Genomic DNA, 20,406 nt, shown 5'->3' on the forward strand with positions numbered 1-20,406 from the left:
ATGACGACAGTCACCCTTAACGATATTCGTGCCGCCCGGGAGCGAATTGCCGGCAAAATCGAACGCACGCCGACAGGGTTATCTCACAGCCTTTCCGAACGACTGGGCATCCCCGTCCACCTCAAGCTTGAACACCGCCAGACCACCGGCAGCTTCAAGCTGCGCGGCGCCTCGAATGCCGTTGCTTCGCTGAGCGCCGAGGAGAAGGCGCGCGGCGTGGTCGCGGCGTCGACCGGCAATCATGGCCGTGCGCTGGCCCATGCTGCGAAGCTCGAAGGCATGCGTGCGGTGATCTGCATGTCGCGACTGGTGCCGGGCAACAAGCTCGACGAAATCCGTCGGCTTGGCGCGGATGTCCGCATCATCGGCAACAGTCAGGACGAGGCGCAGCAGGAGGTCGAACGGCTGGTGGCGCAGGAGGGACTGGTGATGTTGCCGCCCTTCGACCACCCGGCCATCATCGCCGGGCAAGGCACGCTCGGACTGGAGATGATCGAGCAGGTCCCGGATGCCGCTCTCGTCCTGGTGCAACTCTCCGGTGGTGGACTCGCCTCGGGCATCGCCGCCGCCGTCAAGGGCGTCAGCCCCGGGACAAAAATCATCGGCGTTTCGATGGCGCGTGGTGCTGCGATGAAGGCGAGCCTGGATGCCGGTCGCCCGGTCGAGGTGGAAGAACTGCCGACGCTGGCGGATTCGCTCGGCGGCGGCATCGGTCTCGGCAACCGGCTGACCTTCGCCATGTGCCGCGATCTGCTCGACGACGTCATCCTGCTCAGCGAGGACGAGATCGCCGCCGGCATCCGCCATGCCTATGAACAGGAGCGCGAGATCGTCGAAGGCGCCGGAGCGGTCGGCATCGCTGCGCTACTCGTCGGCAAGGTCAGGGCGACCGGGCCGGTGGTCGTTCTTCTCTCGGGCCGCAATATCGACATGAACACGCATCGCAAGATCGTCTGCGGTGACGCAATCGCGGAGCGCGCGGCATGAAAACTCTCCCACGCCGAATTCCCGCCCACCCCCCTCTGTCCTGCCGGACATCTCCCCCGCAAGGGGGGAGATCGGCAGCTTCGATGCGGTCGCTATTCTTGCTGCGCTGGAGATTGGCGAAGGCAGGAGTGCAGTCCAATCTCCCCCCTTGCGGGGGAGATGGCCGGCAGGCCAGAGGGGGGTGTGACGGAACACTATCCTTCGTGGTGCGCGCTAGTACGGAGCGCGACACATGAGTCCGATGACCATCCTCACCGAGAAGGAACTGCGCACAATCGTGCCGCTCGATCTCGACGCGGTCGCCTGCGTCGAAAACGCTTTCCGCGCGCTCGCCACATTGCCGGTGGCGATGCCGCCGATTCTGCGGTTTGACATTCACGAGCAGCGCGGCGAGGTGGATGTGAAGTCCGCCTATGTGCCAGGAATAGAAGGTTTCGCCGTCAAAATTAGCTCGGGCTTCTTCGACAATCCGAAGCTCGGTCTGCCCAGCGGGGGCGGCATGATGGTGTTGCTCTCGGCAAGAACCGGTGTGGTCGAGGCGCTGCTGCTCGACAATGGCTATCTCACAGATGTCCGCACCGCTGCTGCCGGCGCCGTCGCGGCGAAGCATCTGTCGCGGCCGGATTCGTCCGTCGCCGCAATCTTCGGCGCCGGCGTGCAAGCCGGGCTGCAACTCGAAGCACTCATGTTGGTGCGGCCGATCGCCGAGGCACGTATCTGGGCGCGCGATGCGGTCAAGGCGGAGACGGCCGCAGGCGCGCTGCGCGAAAAGCTCGGCATTCTCGTGCGCGCCGAGCCGGATGCAGCCAAAGCAACCATCGGCGCCGACATCATCGTCACCACCACGCCGTCGACCGAGCCGCTGATCAAGGCCGGCTTTGTCGTTGCCGGGCAGCACATCACCGCCATGGGCTCGGATGCCGAACACAAGAACGAGATCGCGCCGGCGATCCTGCGCATGGCCGATCTCTATGTCGCCGACAGCGCCAAGCAGACACGGCGTCTGGGAGAACTGCATCACGCCATCGCATCGGGCGTGATGGGAGCCGATGCCGCGGTCACCGAACTCGGCCAGATCATCGCCGGCGAACGGCACGGAAGGCGCTCACCCAGCGACATCACCATCGCCGACCTCACCGGCACCGGCGTGCAGGATACGGCGATCGCCACGCTCGCTCGCAACCGGGCGCGGGCGGCCAATGCCGGAACCATTTTTGAAAGCTGATGCTGGCCAAAGCGTGATCCGGAAGTGGAACCCGGTTTTTCCCAGAGATCACGTTCAAACAAGAACGACGAGCCTGTTTCCAACAAAGTTGAAACAGGCTCCAGGCCCAACAAACGAGGACCAAGAACAATGCAGCCGAACCTAAAATTCTCGCGTGGCGAATTTGCGGATCGCCTCGCCAAGACGCGAAAAGCCATGGAGGGGAAAGGCGTCGATCTGCTTGTTATCAGCGACCCATCCAACATGGCCTGGCTGACCGGCTATGATGGCTGGTCGTTCTATGTGCATCAGGCGGTGATCGTGCCACCATCGGGCGAGCCGGTCTGGTACGGTCGCGGCCAGGATGCCAATGGCGCCAAGCGCACCGCCTATCTCGCGCATGACAACATCGTCGGCTATGCCGACCACTACGTGCAGTCGACCGAGCGCCACCCGATGGATTTTTTGGCCAGAGTGCTCAGTGATCGCGGCTGGGGCAAGCTGACCATCGGCGTCGAGATGGACAATTACTGGTTCTCGGCTGCCGCCTTCGCCGCGTTGCAGAAGCACCTGCCCAACGCCTGCTTCGTCGACGCGACAGCGCTGGTCAATTGGCAGCGCGCGGTGAAGAGCCCGACTGAAATCGACTATATGCGCAAGGCGGCCCGCATCGTCGAAGCCATGCACCAGCGCATCGTCGACAAGATCCAGGTCGGCATGCGCAAATGCGATCTGGTCGCCGAGATCTACGATGCCGGCACGCGCGGCGTCGACGGCATCGGCGGCGACTATCCGGCGATCGTGCCGCTGCTACCGTCGGGCGCCGACGCCTCGGCGCCGCATCTCACCTGGGACGACCAGCCGATGAAGTCGGGCGAGGGCACCTTCTTCGAGATCGCCGGCTGCTACAACCGCTACCATTGCCCGCTGTCGCGCACCGTCTTTCTCGGCAAGCCGACGCAGGAATTCCTAGATGCCGAGAAGGCGACGCTGGAAGGCATGGAGGCGGGGCTTGCGGCGGCAAAGCCCGGCAATGCCTGTGAGGACATCGCCAACGCTTTTTTCGCCGTGTTGAAGAAATACGGCATCGTCAAGGACAACCGCACAGGCTACTCGATCGGCCTGTCCTATCCGCCGGATTGGGGCGAGCGCACCATGAGCCTGCGCCCCGGCGACCGCACCGAACTCAAGCCCGGCATGACCTTCCATTTCATGACCGGCCTGTGGCTGGAGACGATGGGACTGGAAATCACCGAATCCATCCTGATCACCGAAACCGGTGTAGAGTGCCTCGCCAATGTACCGCGCAAACTGGTGGTGAAGAATTGAGCCCGATGCCTAGCCTTCGCCCATCCCCGATCGCCCCGACCGTCGATTTCGACAAGGACGGCGTGCAACATGGTTTCCTGCGCCTGCCCTACAGCCGCGACGACTCGGCGTGGGGCTCGGTGATGATCCCGATCTGCGTCATCCGCAACGGCAAGGGGCCGACTGCCCTGCTCACCGGCGGCAATCATGGCGACGAGTATGAGGGGCCGCTGGCGCTCTACGATCTCGCCCGCACGCTCGATCCCAAACAGGTCAGCGGCACGGTGATCATCGTGCCGGCGATGAACTATCCGGCCTTTCGCGCCGGCACCCGGACATCGCCGATCGACAAGGGCAATATGAACCGCAGCTTTCCCGGCCGTCCCGACGGCACGGTGACGGAAAAGATCGCCGACTATTTCCAGCGCGAATTGCTGCCCCGCGCCGACCTCGTCTTCGACTTCCACTCCGGTGGCAAGACACTGGATTTCGTGCCCTTCTGTGCCGCCCACACGGTGCCCGACAAGGCGCTGGAGCAGAAAGCCTTCGACGCGGTCGCCGCGTTCTCGGCCCCGTTCTCGATGCGCATGATCGAGATTGACTCCGTCGGCATGTATGACACGGCGGCCGAGGAACTGGGCAAGGTCTTCGTCAGCACCGAGCTTGGCGGGGGCGGCACCTCGCGCGCACAGACTGTGCGGATCGCGCGGCGCGGCATCAGCAATGTGCTGCGCCATGCCGGCATTGTTGATGGTGCGGTCGAGAAGGGCAGAACTCAGTGGCTCGACATGCCGTCAGGCGATTGTTTCTCCTTCGCCGAGGAGGACGGCATGATCGAAACCATGGTCGATCTCGGCGAGCCTGTGAAAGAAGGCTCGGTGCTGGCGCGCATCCATTCCACCGGCCGCACCGGCATCGCTCCGCAGGAAATCCGGGCAAAAATGTCCGGCATTCTGGCGGCGCGGCATTTCCCCGGCCTGGTCAAAGCCGGTGACTGCGCCGCCGTCCTGGCCGTTGTGGTTTCATCGTGATTTCGCAGAGTACGCCGCGCGAATATCAGTCGGTCTGGATCCAGACCGACTTGGTCTCCAGATACTCGTGCAGATGCTCGATGCCGCCCTCGCGGCCATAACCCGACATCTTCATGCCGCCGAACGGCACCGCCGGATCGATGGCATGGTACATGTTGACCCAGACCGAGCCGGCCTTGACCCGGCGCGCAAGCTTGTGCGCGGTGCCCAGATGCGTGGTGAAGATGCCGGCGGCCAGGCCATAGGGCGTCGCATTGGCACGCGCCACCGCTTCGTCGAGCGTGTCGAAGGGCATCGCCGAAATGACCGGGCCGAAAATCTCCTCGCGCGCGATGGTCATCTGGTCCGACACGGCGCCGAAGACCGTCGGCGCAATGAAGTTGCCGCCATCGTAGAGCTCGCCGGTCAGCCGCGAGCCACCGGCGACCAGTTCGGCGCCTTCGTCGCTGCCGGCCCTGATATAGCCCTCCACCTTGCCTGCCTGCCTGGCATTGATGAGCGGTCCGATTTCCGTCTCTGCCTCGATGCCATGGCCGATCCGCAGTCTGCCCGCGAAATCGGCGAGCCGGCGGACGAACTCGTCATGGATTTCGCGCGCCACGAACAGCCGCGAGCCTGCAATGCAGATCTGGCCCGAATGCACGAACACCGCCATCGCCGCGATCGGAACAGCCTTGTCGATGTCGGCGTCGCGGCAGACGATGATCGGCGACTTGCCGCCGAGTTCCAGCGAAACGCGCTTGAGGTTGGCCACGGTTGCCCGCGCGATGGCCTGGCCGGTCAGCGTCGATCCGGTGAAAACGATCTTGTTGACGTCTGGATGTTCGGCGAGCCGCGCACCGGCTTCGGCCCCGGTGCCGGTGACGACGTTGACGACGCCGTCGGGCACGCCGGCTTCCTGCATCAGTTGCGCGATCAGCAGCGGCGTCAGCGACGCATCCTCGGACGGTTTCAGCACGATGGTGCAGCCCGTCGCCAGCGCCGGCGCGATCTTCCAGATCGAGGCGGCGGTCGGCGCGTTCCAGGGAATGATCGCACCAACGACGCCCACCGGCTCGCGCCGGGTGAAGGTGACGATCTCGCCGGGAATCGAATTGTCGATCGTCTCGCCATGCAGCGCCGTCGCCATGCCGGCATAGAAGCGCAGCATGCCGATGACGCGGCGCCGGTTAGCGAGCGTGCGCGTGATCGGCAGCCCCATATCCAGCGTGTCGGAAACGCTGAGCTCTTCCCAATGCGTCTCGAAGAGATCGGCGATCCTGAGCAGCACGCACTGCCGCTCGTAGGGCGAGAATTTGGACCATGGGCCTTCGAAGGCCGCGCGCGCGGCGGCCACCGCCGAGTCGATATCGGCAGCCCCGCCGCGCGGCACTGTCGCCAGCACCTCGCCTGTTGCCGGATTGAGTGCCTGCATGCCGTGGCCGGACTGCGCCGCGACCCACTTGCCGCCAATGAACATCGGTCGGAATTCGCCATGGTACAACGCCGTGGCCTTCGCCTTCGGGTCGAAGTTCAGCGTCATCTCTTCCTCCTCGCAATTCCGTGGCGACTATTACTCCCGCCGCCGACCTCAAACAAGGAAAGCTAAAGGGCGCTCGGACAATCAGATTGCGCGGACTTCCCGATCACGCCAGCCGCTAGAGCATGATCCCGAAAAGTGGGAACCGGCTTTCGGAAAAGATCGTGCTTCGACAAACGGCATCTAGAAAAATCATCCGGCATCTAGAAAAATCATCGCGAGTTGTCGGAGCGCGTCGCTGAAAGCTCAACGAGGCAAGCCGATCATTGCCCACGGCGACCGCGATGCCGGCATTGCAGACGAGAGCGCAACAGGTAGTCGCCCGCCGCCACCCAGCGCTCACCCGTGGCCGGATCGATCGTGGCCGTTCCAGCCGGCTTCACCGTGACAGAGGTTTCGCGCGCCGCTTCGCTGCAATCGCTGTTGGATGACTGCTCGCGGAAGCAAGATCGGTCAGCGGCCTCGCGACTTGCAAACATTGGCAGTTGAGCCGCAACCGACGGTGCCTGCATCGATCGAGCACGCCGGTCCGTCACTCCGGAAGTCCGGCCTTTCGGAAGCCATCGACGAAATGGTCGAGCGTGGCAGTGTCGCGGAACGGCTCCGTCTCGACCCAGTGGCGGGTGGTGAAATGTGGGTTTGCGACAAGGAACAGGTCGACCTCGGCGCGCGCCTCGTCGATCCGGCCGAGTTGCGCAAGGCTTGCCGCAAGGAAACGGCGCGAGCTTGTCCGATACGTCTCGTCCCGGCGCGTCGTCTCGACGGCGGCTTCATAGTCGCGCGCCGCATATTGCGCCTGGCCGAGCGTCAGATAGTACCAGCTTGCCGGAAACGGGTTCAGCCGGAACGCCTTGCTGATATAGTCGAGGCCCTCCTCGACGCGCCCGGCCAGGACCGCGATGTCGGACAATGTCGCCCAGGCATCGGCCTCGTTCGGGTCGAGTTCGAACGCCTTGGCAAATCCCACATCCGCTTCGTCGAATCTGCGCTCATAGGCAAGCAGGTTAGCAAGCACCCAGTGGCAGCCGGCATCGTTGGGATCGATCGCCACAGCCTTGCGCGCCAGTTCCAGGGCAAGGCCGCGGGCAGGCTCAATGGGCTCTCCCCAATGCACCCATCCCATCCAGTGGTTCATGGCAAGCCAGCGATAGGCTTCGGCATAGTCAGGATCGAGCGCAAGCGCGCGCGTCAGCAACAGATGCGCTTCGCGCGCCGTCTCCGGCGAGACGTCGATCAGGTTGCGGGCTCGCACGCACAGATCGTAGGCCTCGAGATTTCGGGGCCGGTTGCGCGGCAGCGGCGCGCGCAGCCGGCCAAGCAGCGCCTCGACGATCTTGGCCGTCACCTCGTCCTGAACGGCAAAAATATCTTCCAGGCCGCGATCGAAGCGGTCTGCCCACAAATGCTCGCCGCTCAGCGCGTCGACCAGCTGGGCGTTGATGCGCACGCGCCCGGCGGCGCGTCTGGCGCTGCCCTCCAAGAGATAGCGCACGCCAAGTTCTCTGGCGACCTCGCGCACATCCACCGCCTTGCCCTTGTAGGCAAAGGTCGAGTTGCGCGCGATGACGAACAGGCCGCCGATCCTCGACAGGTCGGTGATCAGGTCTTCGGTCAACCCGTCGGCGAAGGCTTCCTGCTCGGGGTCGTTGCTGAAATTGGCAAAGGGCAGCACGGCTATCGACGGTTTGGCGGGCAGCGGCAAAGCCTGTCGCTTCTCGTCGCCGAGCTGTTCGATGGCGCCGGCGAAGCGATAGCCGACGCGCGGAACGGTCGATATCCATTCTCCGCCGTTCGTGGCCGGACCCAGCAGCTTGCGCAATTGCGCAATCTGGACGGTGAGGTTGCCTTCCTCAACGGCGGTGCCTGGCCATGCCGCATCCATCAACTCGGCCTTGGCCACAATCTCGCCGGGCCGGGCGACGAGCGCCGCCAGCAGCTGCAGTCCGCGGTGGCCGGCGGCGACGGGAACTTGGTCCCGAAGGAGCGTTCCCGCACCCGGATCAAGCACGAACGGACCAAAGGCAAAGCGCGATCCCTGCATAACGCGCATCTATAGAGCAATTCCAGGGAAGGTGTGAAGGCGGTTTTCCCACGGGAAAGCGCGGCGGAGCGCTTCACGGACGTATGGCGTGAAAACAAAGAGTAGAGCACCTCGCCGTTTCCATGAAACGGCGAGGTGCTCTAGCCAGTTTGGAACTTTTGAGAACTATTTGGCCGGGCTTAATTACGGCGCCGTCCGCATGCGGCAGAGTTCAACCTCTTGCAAGCCGAGGGCTGTCGCCCGTTAAACCGAATGGAGGTTGCCATGAACGATACCCTTGCTTCTGCTCGTGCAGCCTGGCCGGAAAAGGCGGTGTCGCCTCGCCCGCATCTGACGAGCCCGCGGGGCATGATCGCGGCCTGGCGCGAGCGGATACGCTTTCGCTGGGACCTCAAGCAGATGGCGGAGGCCAATCCGCACCTGATCGACGATATCGGTCTGACCAGACGCCAGGTCGAGGCCGAAATCGTAAAACGCTTCTGGCAAGTGTGAGTTGATGTCGCGGATAAGACCCGACCGCCTGTTTGGGCGTGCCGCGGCACTTTGCCGGCATTTGCCCTTGCCGGAACGTGCCGATCCTGCTTCGAAGTCGGCATGAGCGCCGAAGACGCGACGTCACCGCCGGAGAACCACATCGCATGGGCCGCGATGGCCGGCATCATCGCGACAGTTACGGTGTTCGCCATAGCACAGGGGCTGACGTATCCGCTGCTCAGCTTCATCCTGGAACGGCAAGGGACGACACCGGGCCTTATCGGCCTCTCGGCCGCGATGACGCCTCTGGGTTTCATTATATCGTCGCTCTTCACGCCGGCGCTGGTCCGGCGGGTGGGCGCGGCGCGCTTTGCGGTTGTGTGTTCGATCCTGGCAGCAACCGTCCTGATCGCGATTGCCTGGACGCAGGATGTATGGGCCTGGATGCCGTTGCGCTTCCTGCTCGGCTTCTTTGCCAATCCGCTTTACGTGATCAGTGAAACCTGGCTGGTCTCGATCACACCCGCCGCACGCCGAGGCCGCATCATGGGCCTATACTCCTCCATCGTTTCCGCCGGCTTTGGCCTCGGCCCGCTGTCGCTAGGCTTGGTCGGCACGCAAGGATGGCCACCCTTCATCATCGGCAGCGCGGCCTTCCTTGTCTGCGGCCTGATCGTGCTTGCCGTCGCGCCGCGCCTGCCCGACATGCCGCGTGAGGGCGAAGCGGTGTCGGTCGGCGGCTTCTTCGCGCTGGCGCCGCTGCTCTTGTTCGCAGTCCTCACGGCTGCCGCCTTCGAGCAAGTCCTGCTTTCGCTGTTCGCGGTCTATGGTGCCGCGCTCGGCAGCACTGAGCAGCGCATCGCTTCGCTCATCACCTGTTTCATCGCCGGCAATGCCGTGCTGCAGGTCGTGCTTGGGCGCGCCGCCGAACGGTTTGGCTCGAAGCCGATGATGCTGTTCTGTGTCCTGGCTTGCCTGGCCGGTTGCCTGCTGTTGCCATTGCTCTTCGCTACATGGCTTATCTGGCCGCTCTTCTTCGTTTGGGGCGGTGTCTCGTTCGGGATCTACACGCTGTCGCTGATCCAGCTCGGCGAGCGTTTCACCGGTCAAGCCTTGATCGCCGGCAATGCCGCCTTTGCGTTCGTATGGGGCGTAGGCGGCATCGTCGGCTCCCCGGTGGCCGGGCTGGCGATGCAACTGACCGGACATCAGGGACTGCCATCGTCGCTTGGCATCCTGTGCTGCGTGCTGGTGCTGTTTCTGCTGGCGGAACTACGGCGGGTTGACCGCGTTCAGGCGTAAGGCGTGCCTGCCATTGCTGCCTTCGGGCCAATGCTGCCCTTGTCGACAAGAGCGAGAAAGGCCGACCTCGCCTGGTCGCCGTGCTGCGTTTCTCGAAAAGTCCGACGCCTGGATGAACGACACGGCCGCCAGGTGGGTGTCAGGGTCTGCAGCATTGCGCCCGGCGCCTTCGGATAGTGCACCATTAGGACATCCCAGCTCGTCGCGTTTGCTCTCGCTCGCGCCGAGGCCGGGCCAGTGTTTCCGGACCAGCAATGTCTTCAGCTGCCATGTCTTCAAACCTCGAGGTCAGGCGAAAACGCGGCCGCCGTAGAAACTCGGCGGCCGCCAATGGCGACGCTATATTCGCCCGAGAACAACCAGAATGATCACGATGATCAGCACCAGCCCGAGGCCACCGCCGCCATAGTAACCAGTGCCGTAGAACGGGCCGCCGCCGAGGCCGCTGAAGCCGCCGAGCAACGCGATGATCAGGATGATAATAAGAATGGTACCCAGGCCCATATGCCGTCTCCTTCGCTGCCGCGCCGTTCACGGCGCGGCTCGGAGAACTAAACTCCCAGCAAGCCTTCCTGTTCCCCGGCGATTTTCATCCGACGGCTAAGGAACGAAAGCCATCATGACGGCGTTTGCTGAGGTTCAGGCGCAAGCTGCGCGTGCATCGCGCGCCAGGCGGCGCGTAGAATTCAGAATTTACGCGGGATTGCCCTTTAGGCGGCCGGCCGCTCCTCCACCTGAACGCGCGGCAGGCGTGACGCCGGGCTTACGCTGGAAGGCGAGCTGAAAGGTGTCGTCATCTGAAGCCGAATTGGTCGACGACGAGTTTTGGCCCCGCACCATTTCCAGTCGAGCTGAACCGGCAGCAGCTCACGTCGCCTTGCCGGCCGGCGCGCCTATGTCTTCCTCGGCAATATCGTCGAACGATGCGTAGTTCATGTTGTAGAGCCTGGCATAGAGGCCCTTGGCCGCCATCAGCTGCTCGTGATTTCCGCTCTCGACGATCTCGCCGTTCTGTAAGACGATGATGCGGTCGGCGCCGCGTATGGTCGCCAGCCGGTGCGCGATGACCAGCCCGGTGCGGCCTTCCAGCAGCGTGACCAGTGCCTTCTGGATCAGCATCTCGGTGTAGGAATCGATGCTCGCCGTCGCCTCGTCCAGCACCAGGATTTTCGCATCCGCCACCAGTGCGCGTGCAAAGCTGATCAGCTGGCGCTGGCCGAGGGACAGATTGCCGCCGCGCTGTTCGAGCTCGGTGTCGTAGCCGTCAGGCAAATGCTCGATGAAGTCGTGCGCGCCAACGGCTTGCGCGGCGCGCACAACCTCTTCGCGGGTAGCCGATGTCTTGTGGTAGCGGATGTTCTCCAGCACCGTGCCGGAAAACAGGAATGGCTCCTGCAACACCATCGCCACCTGGTCGCCGAGCGAATCCTGCGTCACGTCGCGCACGTCGTGGCCGCCGACCCGCACCTCGCCCGACCAGACATCATAGAAGCGGTGCACCAGCGCCATGCAGCTCGACTTGCCCGAACCGGTCGGGCCGACAAGCGCAACCGTCTCGCCCGGATTGACGCGGAAGGAGATGTTTTTCAGCACCGGCTGGTTCTGCCGGTAGCCGAAGGTGACGTTCCTGAACTCGACCGAACCGTCCATGTCGCGCGTCAGCGCCACCGCGCCTTGTCTGTCGCTGACATCCACCGGCACGTCGAGCACTTCGGAAATTCGCTGGCCCGACGCCATGGCACGCTGCATGACCGAGTACTGCATGGTGAGCGAGCGGATCGGGTCGAAGAAGCGCTGGATGTAGAACAGGAACGCCACCATGACGCCGATGTCGAGGCTGTGCGACAGCACCATCGAACCGCCGACGACGATGACCGTCGCCATCGCAATGCCGGTCAGCGTGTCGACGATCGGCACCATCACCTGCGCATATTTGGCCGAGGTCAGGTGAGCCCTGAGATTGGCCAGCACCTTCTCGTCATAGAGGTCGAAATTGACGTGCTGGCGTTCGAGACTCTGCACAGTGCGCACGCCATGGATGCCTTCCGCCAGCGCGCCATTGGCGATCGAGTTGGTCTCATGCGCGGCCATGAAGGCGACCTTGGCGCGCGGCAGCCAGAACAGGCGCACGATGAACAACGCCGGCATGGTCGATAGCGTCAGCAGACCGAGCCGGAAATCGAGCCACAAAAGCACGCTGACGATGCCGAACAGAAGCACGATGTCGCCCACCGACATCACCGACGTCTCAAGGAATTCCTGCATCGAATTGACGTCGCCCTGCAGGCGCGACATCAGCCGTCCCACCTCGGTCTTGTCCATGAAGCTCAGCGACACACGCTGCAGATGGCTGAACATGGCGCGGCGCAAATCCGACAGCACATTCTCGGCCACCTTGCCGACGACGCTTTCCTGGATATAGCTGGCGGCATAGTTGATCAGGATGATCAGGGCGAAGGCACCGATCGCCCAGTTCATGACGGAGCTGTCGGCCTTGCCCGCCGCCATGCCGTGGTCGATGGCGTAACGGATGACCAGCGGGATCGCCAATTGCGTCAGAGTGAACACCAAAACGGCGGCGACCGAGATGAAGATCCGGCCCTGATACGGTCTCACGAAGCTCCAGATGCGGCGCACGATGCGCGGATCGTAGACCTTGCCGAAGACCTCTTCCTCGTCGCGGTGCGAACCGACGACGGCCCTGGTGGGCCGCCGGCTGGTGTCTTCTTTTTCGTCGTGATCCGGTGTCGACATTATGCGGCTCCTACCGCCACCGGCAAATCGTCGTCCGGCCGCAGCTGCAGGTCGTAAAGCGCGCGGTAGCGTCCACCCAGCGCCAGCAATTCCTGGTGCGTGCCGCGCTCGGCGATGCGGCCGTTCTCGACGAACAGGATCTGGTCGGCATGCATCAGCGAGCTCAGCCGGTGCGAGATGATCAGCGTCACGCGGTCCTTGGCGAAGCGCTTCATCGCGGTGCGGATTCGCTGCTCGGTGCCGGCGTCGACAGCCGCGGTGGAATCGTCGAAGACCAGCACCGAAGGCCGCAGCATCAGCGTGCGGGCGATGGTCAGGCGCTGCCGCTGGCCGCCGGAAAGCGATGAGCCGCGCTCGCCCACGACCGTGGTGTAGCCGGCCGGAAGCCCGATGATGTAATTGTGCAGCTGGGCGTATTCAGCCGCCTGCCCGATGCGGGTCTCGCGCGCCCACGGATTGCCATAGGCGATGTTGTTTTCGATCGAGGTGGTGAACAGGAAGGCGTCCTGCTGCACGACGCCGACCGCCTTGCGCAACGATTGCAGCGTGACCTCGCGTATATCCTGCCCGTCGATGGTGATCGCGCCTGACGTCACATCGTAGAAGCGCGGGATCAGATGCGCGATGGTCGACTTGCCGCTGCCCGGCGGGCCGACAATGCCGACCGTCTCGCCGGACCGGGCCTCGAAGGAAATGCCCGACAGTGCCGGCCGGCCGCCGGCGCCCGCGTAGCGGAAGCCGACATTGTCGAAGCGCAGCACGCCTTCGGTCACCACGAGATCCTTGGCATCGGGCGCATCCTGAATGTCGAGTTCGGTGTCAAGCAGTTCGAACAGCCTTGTGCCGCAGGTCGAGGCGCGGGCGAACGAGTTGACCATCAGCCCGAGCTGGCGCACCGGCATTTGCAGGATGGTCATGAAGGTGAGGAACTGCGCCAGCGTGCCGACGCTGATCTGGCCCGCCATCACCTTCTGGCCACCGAACCACAACACCAGGCCCATGGCCGCCAGGAAGGAAAAATTCATGGCGCTGGTGTTAGAGACGCGGATGTCGACGCGCTGGTCGGCAAGCTCCAGCGCCGACTTCTTGGCGCGGTCGAATTTTTCCAGCTCATGCCGCTGCGCCGCAAAGGCGCGCACGACGCGGATGCCGCCGAGGTTCTCGTCCATCACCCGGCTCAGCACCGACAGCCGCTCCTGCAGCGTCAGCCAGGTGCTGCGCAGCCTGAGCTGTGTGACCGAGGAGCGCCAGGCGACGAACGGCACGAAACTGAGACTGAGCAGCCCGAGCTCGAGATCGGTGCTGATCAGGAGATAGGAGCCGACGCCGATCAGCACGCCGAGCAGCACCACGCGCAATATGCCGGTGGAAAAGAACATGCGCACGCCGTCGAGGTCGAGCAGGCCAAGCGTAATCAGGTCGCCGGTATGCACCCGGTCATGGAAGGAGAAGCTCAGCCGCTGGATCTTCTCGTAGAAGGCCAGGCGCAGCTCATAGCCGGTGCGGTGGCCAACGGCCTCGCCATAATAATTCTGCGCCATGGTGAAGAGGCCGCGCAGAATGCTGACGACGAGCAAGGTGATCGCCGTCGTCCACAGCGCCTGCTCCGCCGCCGCACCGCCGCTTGCTTGCATCACGCCTTGCGCCTGGTCGATGGCGTGGCCCAGCAGGCGCGGGATGAACAGCTGCAGCGTCGCGGCGATGAAGGTCGAGGCGATGGTGATCGCAACCTGCCAGGGATGGCGCAACGTCATGCGCACGATGCGCAGCAGCGTGCTGAGGCCCTTGCCCCAGGACGCCTCCGCCACATGGGCAAACGATTTGCCGCGCTTCGCCGCGCCGCGGGTTGCATCCATTACCAAGGAAAATATCCAATCCGGTCCGGACATTAGCCCAGACGAATGAAGAAGACTCAGTTTCAGATGCCGCGATGGTACGCCTCCATTTTGACCGCTCAAGGGCCAATGGCGGCATCGCACTGTGCCTGAAAGGGGCTGATCGTCCGCGACCGCTTAAGCCCGTGTCGGCGTTAGAGGCGGCAGGCTCGTCACTTTAGGCCGATTGAAAAGATGCGAGCATGCGGGTTGCGCCAACCGCCATCATGCGTGACCTCGGCCAATATGATCGGCTGCGGGACCGAGCGCCGTGAGCAGCGCCTTGCCGCTTTCCAGCGTTGCATTCTGGTGCGGGGCGCGCAGGTTCAGCCAGCGTTTGTCGCCGGAGCGCACCGCCAGCACTGCCTTCATCGCCGGGATCAGGCCGGCATCCTGGATCACCTTGCGGAACGCCCTGATCGCGGCGTCCGGTTCCGTGACGTCTTGGCCAGCGATCGTCGCGTCGTAGAGGGCGCGGATGGCCGCAGCGTTGAGATTGACGGTCGCGGAGATACAGCCCGCAGCACCACTGGCGAGCCCCTTGGTCAGTTGCGCCTCCGAGCTGGGAAACACCGCGACGTCGGGTGCGGCGGCAATCACCGCCGCCGTGTTGTTCCAGTCGCCGGCGCTATCCTTGTAGGCGACGACCGTCTCTGGAAACGCCGCGCTCAACCGGGCGGTCAGGGCAGGGCTTACCGGCACGCCGGAGTTCTGCGGGATGTGGTAGAGAATCATCTTCGGCGCCGGGTTGGCCACCCGTTCGATCAGCTCGCTGTAGTAGCGCGCCTGGCCTTCATCCCCGGCGGCCGTGTAGAAGAATGATGGCAGCACCATCACGCCGGCGCAGCCGAGGCCGACCGCGTGCTTCGAAAGTTCGACGGTTTCGGGGAGTGCGGTGACGCCGGTGCCGGGCATCATGCGCGCCGGCGAAATGCCGGCCTCGATCAGCCATTCCAGCGCCTGCATGCGCTCATTGAGCGAGAGCGACAGTGCCTCGCCCGTGGTGCCGAACGGCGACAGGAAATGCGCGCCCTGGCCCAGCACCCATTTGGCGTGTGAGATCCACAAGTCACGAGCAATCCGGCCGTCATTTTCGAACGGTGTCAGGATCGGGGCGATGGTTCCTTGCGGGCGGGTCATGTCGGTCCTTCCATCGGTGCTGGAAATCAGCTTGGCATAGAGCATACGTACGATGCGATCTGCCAGAGGCGATCTCTTGGGCCACCGCGCCGGCCGTGGGAAAACTTGCGGGTCATTGCCGCGAAATTCTGGACCTTCGGTCTGCCGCAACCAGATGACGCCGGCGTCAATGGGTTGCAAATGGACCGGGGTTGCAAATGGACCAGGGTTGCAAATGGACCAGCCAAGCCCGAAATGTCGAACAGAGACAGATCCGGAAACGGCATGCACCCACGATTGCTCAAGACCTTCCTCGCCGTGGCGCGGCACCGCAACATCACCCGCGCAGCGCGGGAGGTTCATCTGGCGCAGTCGAGCGTCAGCGACCAGATCCAGTCGCTGGAAAGCGAACTTGGTGTCGTCCTCTTCATCCGCTCGCGCCACGGCCTCGACCTGACGACGGCCGGCGACGCGCTGAAACCCTATGCGGAAGAGATTCTGCAACTGGCGGAGGAGGCGCGTATTGCCGTCGAGGCAACGACGGGAATGACCGCCGGAACGGTTACGGTCGGCGCGCTGGAGACGATTGCCACTGTCAAACTTCCGCAATGGCTGGCGGCCTTTCGAGGCGACCACCCGGAGATCGGTCTGCGGCTGAAAATCGCCGGCAGCGACGCCCTGCTGCGCCAGCTCGAAGAGAGCGAGATCGACGTCGCCTTCTGTTTCGACAAGAGCGGTCTGGACGAACGCTTGGCCAGGCGCACGATATCGGCCGAGCCGCTGGTCCTTGTCGCCTCGCCCGAAGATGCGGCCGCATCGCGACAGAACGACCTGGCCGCGCTCGCCGCGATGCGTTTCGTGGTGACGGAAACCGGATGCGTCTACCGGCATCTGTTCGACACTGCCTTTGCCGAGATGGCAGCGCCAGAACTTGCCGCCGAAGCGGGCAGCATCGGCGCCATTGCGGGCTTGGTGGCGACTGGTGTCGGCATGGGCCTGGTGCCGCGGCTGGCCGTTGCCGACGCGCTCGATCGCGGCGAGATCGTCGAATTGCCATGGCCGGGTTCGGCCCGCACGGCGTCGCTGGTCATGATCTGGCGCCGCCGGCGGGTGCAACCGCCGGCGCTGAAACTGCTGCTGGCTGCCGCGGCCAGGAATTTGGCTGCGCTCAGATCAGCCGGTGACCGCCCTCGACATGCAGAACCGTCCCTGTCGTAAAACCGTTGCTCATCAGGAAGGCGATAGCATCGGCAATGTCGTCCGGTTGCCCGACGCGGCCGACCGGCAGGCGCCTGGCCATTGCATCGAGCGTCTCGTGCTTCTTGTCGCCGGCCACAAAACTCCAGATCGGCGTGTCGACCCAGCCCGGCGAGACGGCGTTGACGCGGATCGGCGCCAGTTCGACCGCCAGCGCCCGCACCAACCCTTCCAGCGCAGCGTTGACGGCAGCGACGACGGAGCCGCGCGCGGCAGGTCGATAGGCGGCGATGCCTGAGGTGAAGGTGATGGAACCGTTAGCCGAAAGCTGCGGCGCGCCATATTTGGCGAGCAGCAGCGGCCCGTAAAATTTGCTTTCGACGACCCGCTGCGCCGCATTCAGGTCGACTGAAGGCAATAGCTCATAGGCGCCTTCGATGTCGGCGGCGGTGCTGACGATATGGTCGAGCCGGCCAATTCGCTTGAACAGGTCAGCGACCTGATCCTCCCTGGCGATATCGGCCGCGACGGCGCTCAAAGCGGAAGGGTTCTGCAGCGCCTCGCCGGCACGCTTGAGCCTGGCTTCACTGCGGCCGACGATGATGACTTCGGCGTCTGAGTCCAGGCACCGCCTTGCCAACGCCAGCCCCATTCCGGAGCTGCCGCCAATGATAGCGATTTTCGATTTTGCGATGTCTGCCATGTTTCCGTTCCTGTCCTGAACCGCTCCGGCGAGAGTCGCAGACCGGCGGCAGGAGTGGAAACGGAAGAAAGCGATAGTGCCATCGGCGGCTCCGATGGCACTATCGTCGATAGCAACGGACGCGGGCCGCTCCGTCGAGTGCCCGCCTGTCAATGAAGTGCGCTCAGTAGCCGACCGTGAAGCGCTGCTTGATATGCGCCGGCTTTTCGATCTCGTCGGCCATGACGATGGCATAGTCCTCGAAGGAAATGCTGCTGCCCTTGTCGGACGTCAGCAGCGTGTCCTTGCCGATGCGGTATTTGCCGGTCCGCTCGCCGGCGACGAACAGCGCCGAAGGCGACAGCAAGGTCCAGTCGAGATCGTCGACCGTCCGCAGCGTGTCGAGGAAGTCGGCGCCCTTCTGTGCCTCGGCCTTGTAGATATCAGGGAAGGTCGGCGTGTCGACCAGGCGCTTGCCGGGCGCAACCTCAAGGCTGCCGGCGCCGCCGACGACGAGGTAGCGTTTGACGCCGGAAGCACGCACGGCTGCGATGAGCGTATCGGGATCGCTGTCGAGGAAATGCACCGAGGAGATCACCGCGTCATGACCCTTGATCAGGGCGGCAAGGCCATCCTTGTCGAAGACGTCGCCCTTCTTGGCAGTCACGCCCGGAAGTGCCGCGATCTTGTCTGGATGCCGGGCAATGGCGGTGATGCTGTGCCCGCGATCGGAGAGTTCCTTAAGCAGGCGGGAGCCGACCTGGCCGGACGCGCCGATAAGTGCGATTTTCATGGGGATTTTCCTTTCGTCTGGGGAGAATTTCGTCTGGGGAGAATTTCTGGGACTACGCCGCCTCGATGTGAGCGACGAGATTGTCGTAGCTGCCGAACAGCGCGTTGGCGCCGATCAGGCGCGGCGCCGTTTGGCCGATCACCGCCAGCGCGGGAACGCCATTGGCATGCAGCCGTTGGAACAACATCCGCCCGCGGCTGACCAGGTCGTCATGCTTCGCCAGAAACGGCTGCGTCGGCGCCTTCAAGAGCTTTGCCGCGTCGCTCATGCCGGCGTCGGTCAGTACCGAGGCGACGCCGTCAACCGTCACAATATCGCGACCGTCGACATAGCGGGCATGCTGGATCGCCTTCAGTGCCGCAAGTTCCTGGCGCCAGTCGTCCAGCCCGGCGGCGTTGATGCCCATGGTGGCAGCGGAAGAATCGAGCAAGGTGCCGCTGACATTGAGCACATTGTCGAGATAGGCCTGGCTGAAGCGCTGTCCGCTCAGCCGCGCGATGCGCTGGTCATTGTCCCAGGCGTGGGCGGCAAAACCTGCATCCAGCGGCCGCGCGCCGGCACCGGAGAAAAGCCCCACCGGCAGCAGTTGGAGCGCGGTCCCGCCGGCGGCCAGTCGATCCAGCATCGGCGTGGCGCCATAGCACCAGCCGCAGAGCGGGTCGAAAAGATAGGTTAGGGTTGCATTGGTCATGGCGGCCTCATTCTGTTGCCCGATAGATGACAGCTGGACCGCTTGCGAAAAATAGCGATCAATCATACAAACTGTCTGATAAAATCAGACAATGAGCGGCCTGTGACCGAACTCCTCAATCTCAACCGGCTCGTTTACTTCGCCACCGTGGTGGAGACCGGCTCGTTCACGGCCGCTGCCGACCGTCTCGATGTTGCCAAGGCTGTGGTCAGCCATCAGGTCGGCAAGCTCGAAGAAGAGCTTGGCGCTACGCTGTTGCGGCGCACGACCCGGCGCGTGACGGCGACCGAAGAGGGTCGTCTGTTCTATGACCGGACCGCGATCATCCTGCGCGAGGCGGAGGCAGCCTATGGCGACATTTCGCAGCGCGCGGCGCAGCCGACGGGGACGCTGCGGCTGACGGCGCCGCTCGACTATGGCGAGAAGGTCGTGGCGCCGACCATCGCCGCCTATCTCAGAAAATATCCGAAAATGCGGGTCGAGACGATCTTCGACGATGCGGTCAGCAACCTGGTCGACGAGCAGATCGATCTCGGCATCCGCGTCGGCTGGCTTGCCGATTCCAGCAATCTGGCACGGCGGCTGGGCAGCCTGCAGCAATTCGTCGTCGCCAGCCCGGAACTGGCCGCCAGGCTGCCTGGGGAAGCCAGCCCCAGGCAGGCGAAGTCGCTGCCCTGGGTCGGCAACGCCCAGTTGCGCGGGGTCGGCCAATGGCTGTTCTCGAGGGGCACGGAAACGGTGCTGGCCGAACTCAACCCCGTCGTCAGCTGCGACAAGACACCAGGCGTGCTGTCCTGCGTGCTGGCCGGCATCGGCCTCGGCATCTTTCCGGATTACAGTGTCGCCGACGACATTGCGCGCGGCCGGCTGGTGCGGGTGTTCGCGGACTGGACCTTGCCGTCCGGTGGCATCCATGCCGTCTTCCCGCCGGCGCGCTTCAGGCCGGCCAAGGTGCGCGCTTTCGTCGACCTCCTGGTTGCAGCCGAACGGCGGCGCGCGCGCAGTGCGGGCTGATTTCGGCACCGGCCGGCAATGCCGGCGAGGGAACCTTTGTTCGGCAGGCGCTTTTGGATATGCTGCGATTCCGAACCGTCAGAAGGGGTACTGCCGATGACCACCAAGATCTTTGCGACCTGCATGCTCGCTCTCGCTGTCGGCTGCAGCCTGTCCACAGCGGCTGTCGCCAAGGACAAGCATCGCCATCGTCAGCCAGAACCCGAACGCTACGTCCCCGCCCATCGCGACCTCATCTACGCCCTGTTCGGCGGCCCGCGCTACTATGACAAAATGCTGATCACCACGGCGGCCGGCCCGTGCTCTTACGACCGGGTCGGGCCGGACGCGAATGCGCTGAACAAGGTCAACGATCACCATTGCGGAAAATAGATTGGTCCCAAAGGCGGGGTCCTGCGTCCCAGGGTTACCGGATG

Annotated in this window: 18 protein-coding genes; 9 read left to right on the plus strand and 9 right to left on the minus strand. The window is 64.0% G+C overall.

Going from position 1 to position 20,406, the window contains the following annotated elements:
- The 4 genes from eutB to doeB all read left to right on the plus strand — a co-directional run bounded on the left by eutB (nucleotide 1) and on the right by doeB (nucleotide 4,530).
- Nucleotides 1-987, plus strand: a complete 987-nt coding sequence (gene eutB / locus NKH22_RS13075) for a hydroxyectoine utilization dehydratase EutB (protein WP_023820929.1) — start codon at nucleotides 1-3, stop codon at nucleotides 985-987.
- Nucleotides 988-1,219: 232 nt separating this feature from the next.
- Nucleotides 1,220-2,212 (plus strand): cyclodeaminase, encoded by a 993-nt coding sequence (locus NKH22_RS13080; RefSeq protein ID WP_352909717.1) that lies wholly within the window; start codon nucleotides 1,220-1,222, stop codon nucleotides 2,210-2,212.
- A 129-nt stretch (nucleotides 2,213-2,341) separates the two neighbouring features.
- Nucleotides 2,342-3,520 (plus strand): ectoine hydrolase DoeA, encoded by a 1,179-nt coding sequence (doeA, locus tag NKH22_RS13085; RefSeq protein WP_023820930.1) that lies wholly within the window; start codon nucleotides 2,342-2,344, stop codon nucleotides 3,518-3,520.
- Between the two features lie 5 nt (nucleotides 3,521-3,525).
- Entirely contained in the window at nucleotides 3,526-4,530 is a 1,005-nt protein-coding gene (gene doeB / locus NKH22_RS13090) for a N(2)-acetyl-L-2,4-diaminobutanoate deacetylase DoeB (RefSeq protein WP_352909720.1), read from the plus strand.
- A 25-nt stretch (nucleotides 4,531-4,555) separates the two neighbouring features.
- Here the strand turns inward: doeB and NKH22_RS13095 are convergent, their stop codons facing one another.
- Nucleotides 4,556-6,052: an aldehyde dehydrogenase family protein gene (locus NKH22_RS13095; RefSeq protein WP_023820932.1), complete on the minus strand. Its 1,497-nt coding sequence runs from the start codon at nucleotides 6,050-6,052 to the stop codon at nucleotides 4,556-4,558.
- 529 nt (nucleotides 6,053-6,581) lie between these two features.
- Entirely contained in the window at nucleotides 6,582-8,099 is a 1,518-nt protein-coding gene (locus tag NKH22_RS13100; protein ID WP_023714884.1) for a winged helix-turn-helix domain-containing tetratricopeptide repeat protein, read from the minus strand.
- A 255-nt stretch (nucleotides 8,100-8,354) separates the two neighbouring features.
- Here NKH22_RS13100 and NKH22_RS13105 point away from each other — a divergent pair, with 255 nt between their 5' ends.
- Nucleotides 8,355-8,582, plus strand: coding sequence for a DUF1127 domain-containing protein (locus NKH22_RS13105; RefSeq protein WP_023686977.1), 228 nt, complete (start codon nucleotides 8,355-8,357; stop codon nucleotides 8,580-8,582).
- A gap of 102 nt (nucleotides 8,583-8,684) precedes the next feature.
- On the plus strand, nucleotides 8,685-9,866 hold the full coding sequence (locus NKH22_RS13110) for an MFS transporter (RefSeq protein WP_023820933.1): 1,182 nt from the start codon (nucleotides 8,685-8,687) through the stop codon (nucleotides 9,864-9,866).
- A 339-nt stretch (nucleotides 9,867-10,205) separates the two neighbouring features.
- On the opposite strand, the gene NKH22_RS13115 is transcribed toward NKH22_RS13110, so the two are convergent.
- The 4 genes from NKH22_RS13115 to NKH22_RS13130 all read right to left on the minus strand — a co-directional run bounded on the left by NKH22_RS13115 (nucleotide 10,206) and on the right by NKH22_RS13130 (nucleotide 15,634).
- Nucleotides 10,206-10,370 carry a DUF3309 family protein gene (locus tag NKH22_RS13115; protein ID WP_023667887.1) on the minus strand — a complete coding sequence of 55 codons (165 nt, stop codon included), beginning with the start codon at nucleotides 10,368-10,370 and terminating at the stop codon, nucleotides 10,206-10,208.
- 363 nt (nucleotides 10,371-10,733) lie between these two features.
- Nucleotides 10,734-12,620 (minus strand): ABC transporter ATP-binding protein, encoded by a 1,887-nt coding sequence (locus NKH22_RS13120; protein WP_031197907.1) that lies wholly within the window; start codon nucleotides 12,618-12,620, stop codon nucleotides 10,734-10,736.
- Nucleotides 12,620-14,476, minus strand: a complete 1,857-nt coding sequence (locus NKH22_RS13125) for an ABC transporter ATP-binding protein (RefSeq protein WP_023820935.1) — start codon at nucleotides 14,474-14,476, stop codon at nucleotides 12,620-12,622. Before NKH22_RS13125 ends, NKH22_RS13120 begins: the two co-directional genes overlap by 1 nt.
- Before the next feature lie 243 nt (nucleotides 14,477-14,719).
- Nucleotides 14,720-15,634, minus strand: a complete 915-nt coding sequence (locus NKH22_RS13130; RefSeq protein WP_023820936.1) for a dihydrodipicolinate synthase family protein — start codon at nucleotides 15,632-15,634, stop codon at nucleotides 14,720-14,722.
- Between the two features lie 264 nt (nucleotides 15,635-15,898).
- On the opposite strand from NKH22_RS13130, the gene NKH22_RS13135 reads away from it, so the two are divergent.
- The gene (locus NKH22_RS13135) at nucleotides 15,899-16,831 is read left to right on the plus strand and encodes a LysR family transcriptional regulator (RefSeq protein WP_352909724.1); all 933 of its coding nucleotides are present in this window, start codon (nucleotides 15,899-15,901) and stop codon (nucleotides 16,829-16,831) included.
- On the opposite strand, the gene NKH22_RS13140 is transcribed toward NKH22_RS13135, so the two are convergent.
- From NKH22_RS13140 to NKH22_RS13150, 3 genes are all read right to left on the minus strand, one after another.
- The gene (locus NKH22_RS13140) at nucleotides 16,782-17,513 is read right to left on the minus strand and encodes an SDR family oxidoreductase (protein WP_352909727.1); all 732 of its coding nucleotides are present in this window, start codon (nucleotides 17,511-17,513) and stop codon (nucleotides 16,782-16,784) included. The genes NKH22_RS13135 and NKH22_RS13140 overlap by 50 nt on opposite strands.
- Nucleotides 17,514-17,676: 163 nt before the next feature.
- Complete coding sequence (locus tag NKH22_RS13145) at nucleotides 17,677-18,285, minus strand: NAD(P)-dependent oxidoreductase (RefSeq protein ID WP_023667893.1); 609 nt, start codon at nucleotides 18,283-18,285, stop codon at nucleotides 17,677-17,679.
- Nucleotides 18,286-18,337: 52 nt separating this feature from the next.
- A complete protein-coding gene (locus NKH22_RS13150; protein ID WP_023820939.1) occupies nucleotides 18,338-18,976 on the minus strand; it encodes a DsbA family protein in 639 nt (212 codons plus the stop codon).
- A gap of 102 nt (nucleotides 18,977-19,078) precedes the next feature.
- Between NKH22_RS13150 and NKH22_RS13155 the strand changes: the two genes are divergently transcribed.
- Together NKH22_RS13155 and NKH22_RS13160 are read left to right on the plus strand one after the other, a co-directional pair.
- On the plus strand, nucleotides 19,079-19,990 hold the full coding sequence (locus tag NKH22_RS13155; protein ID WP_023818559.1) for a LysR family transcriptional regulator: 912 nt from the start codon (nucleotides 19,079-19,081) through the stop codon (nucleotides 19,988-19,990).
- A gap of 96 nt (nucleotides 19,991-20,086) precedes the next feature.
- Complete coding sequence (locus NKH22_RS13160; RefSeq protein WP_023729215.1) at nucleotides 20,087-20,362, plus strand: hypothetical protein; 276 nt, start codon at nucleotides 20,087-20,089, stop codon at nucleotides 20,360-20,362.
- The last annotated feature ends 44 nt before the right edge of the window (nucleotides 20,363-20,406 follow it).

The sequence above is a fragment of the Mesorhizobium sp. M1252 genome (assembly GCF_040318265.1).
In the GTDB taxonomy this organism is placed as follows: Bacteria; Pseudomonadota; Alphaproteobacteria; order Rhizobiales; family Rhizobiaceae; genus Mesorhizobium.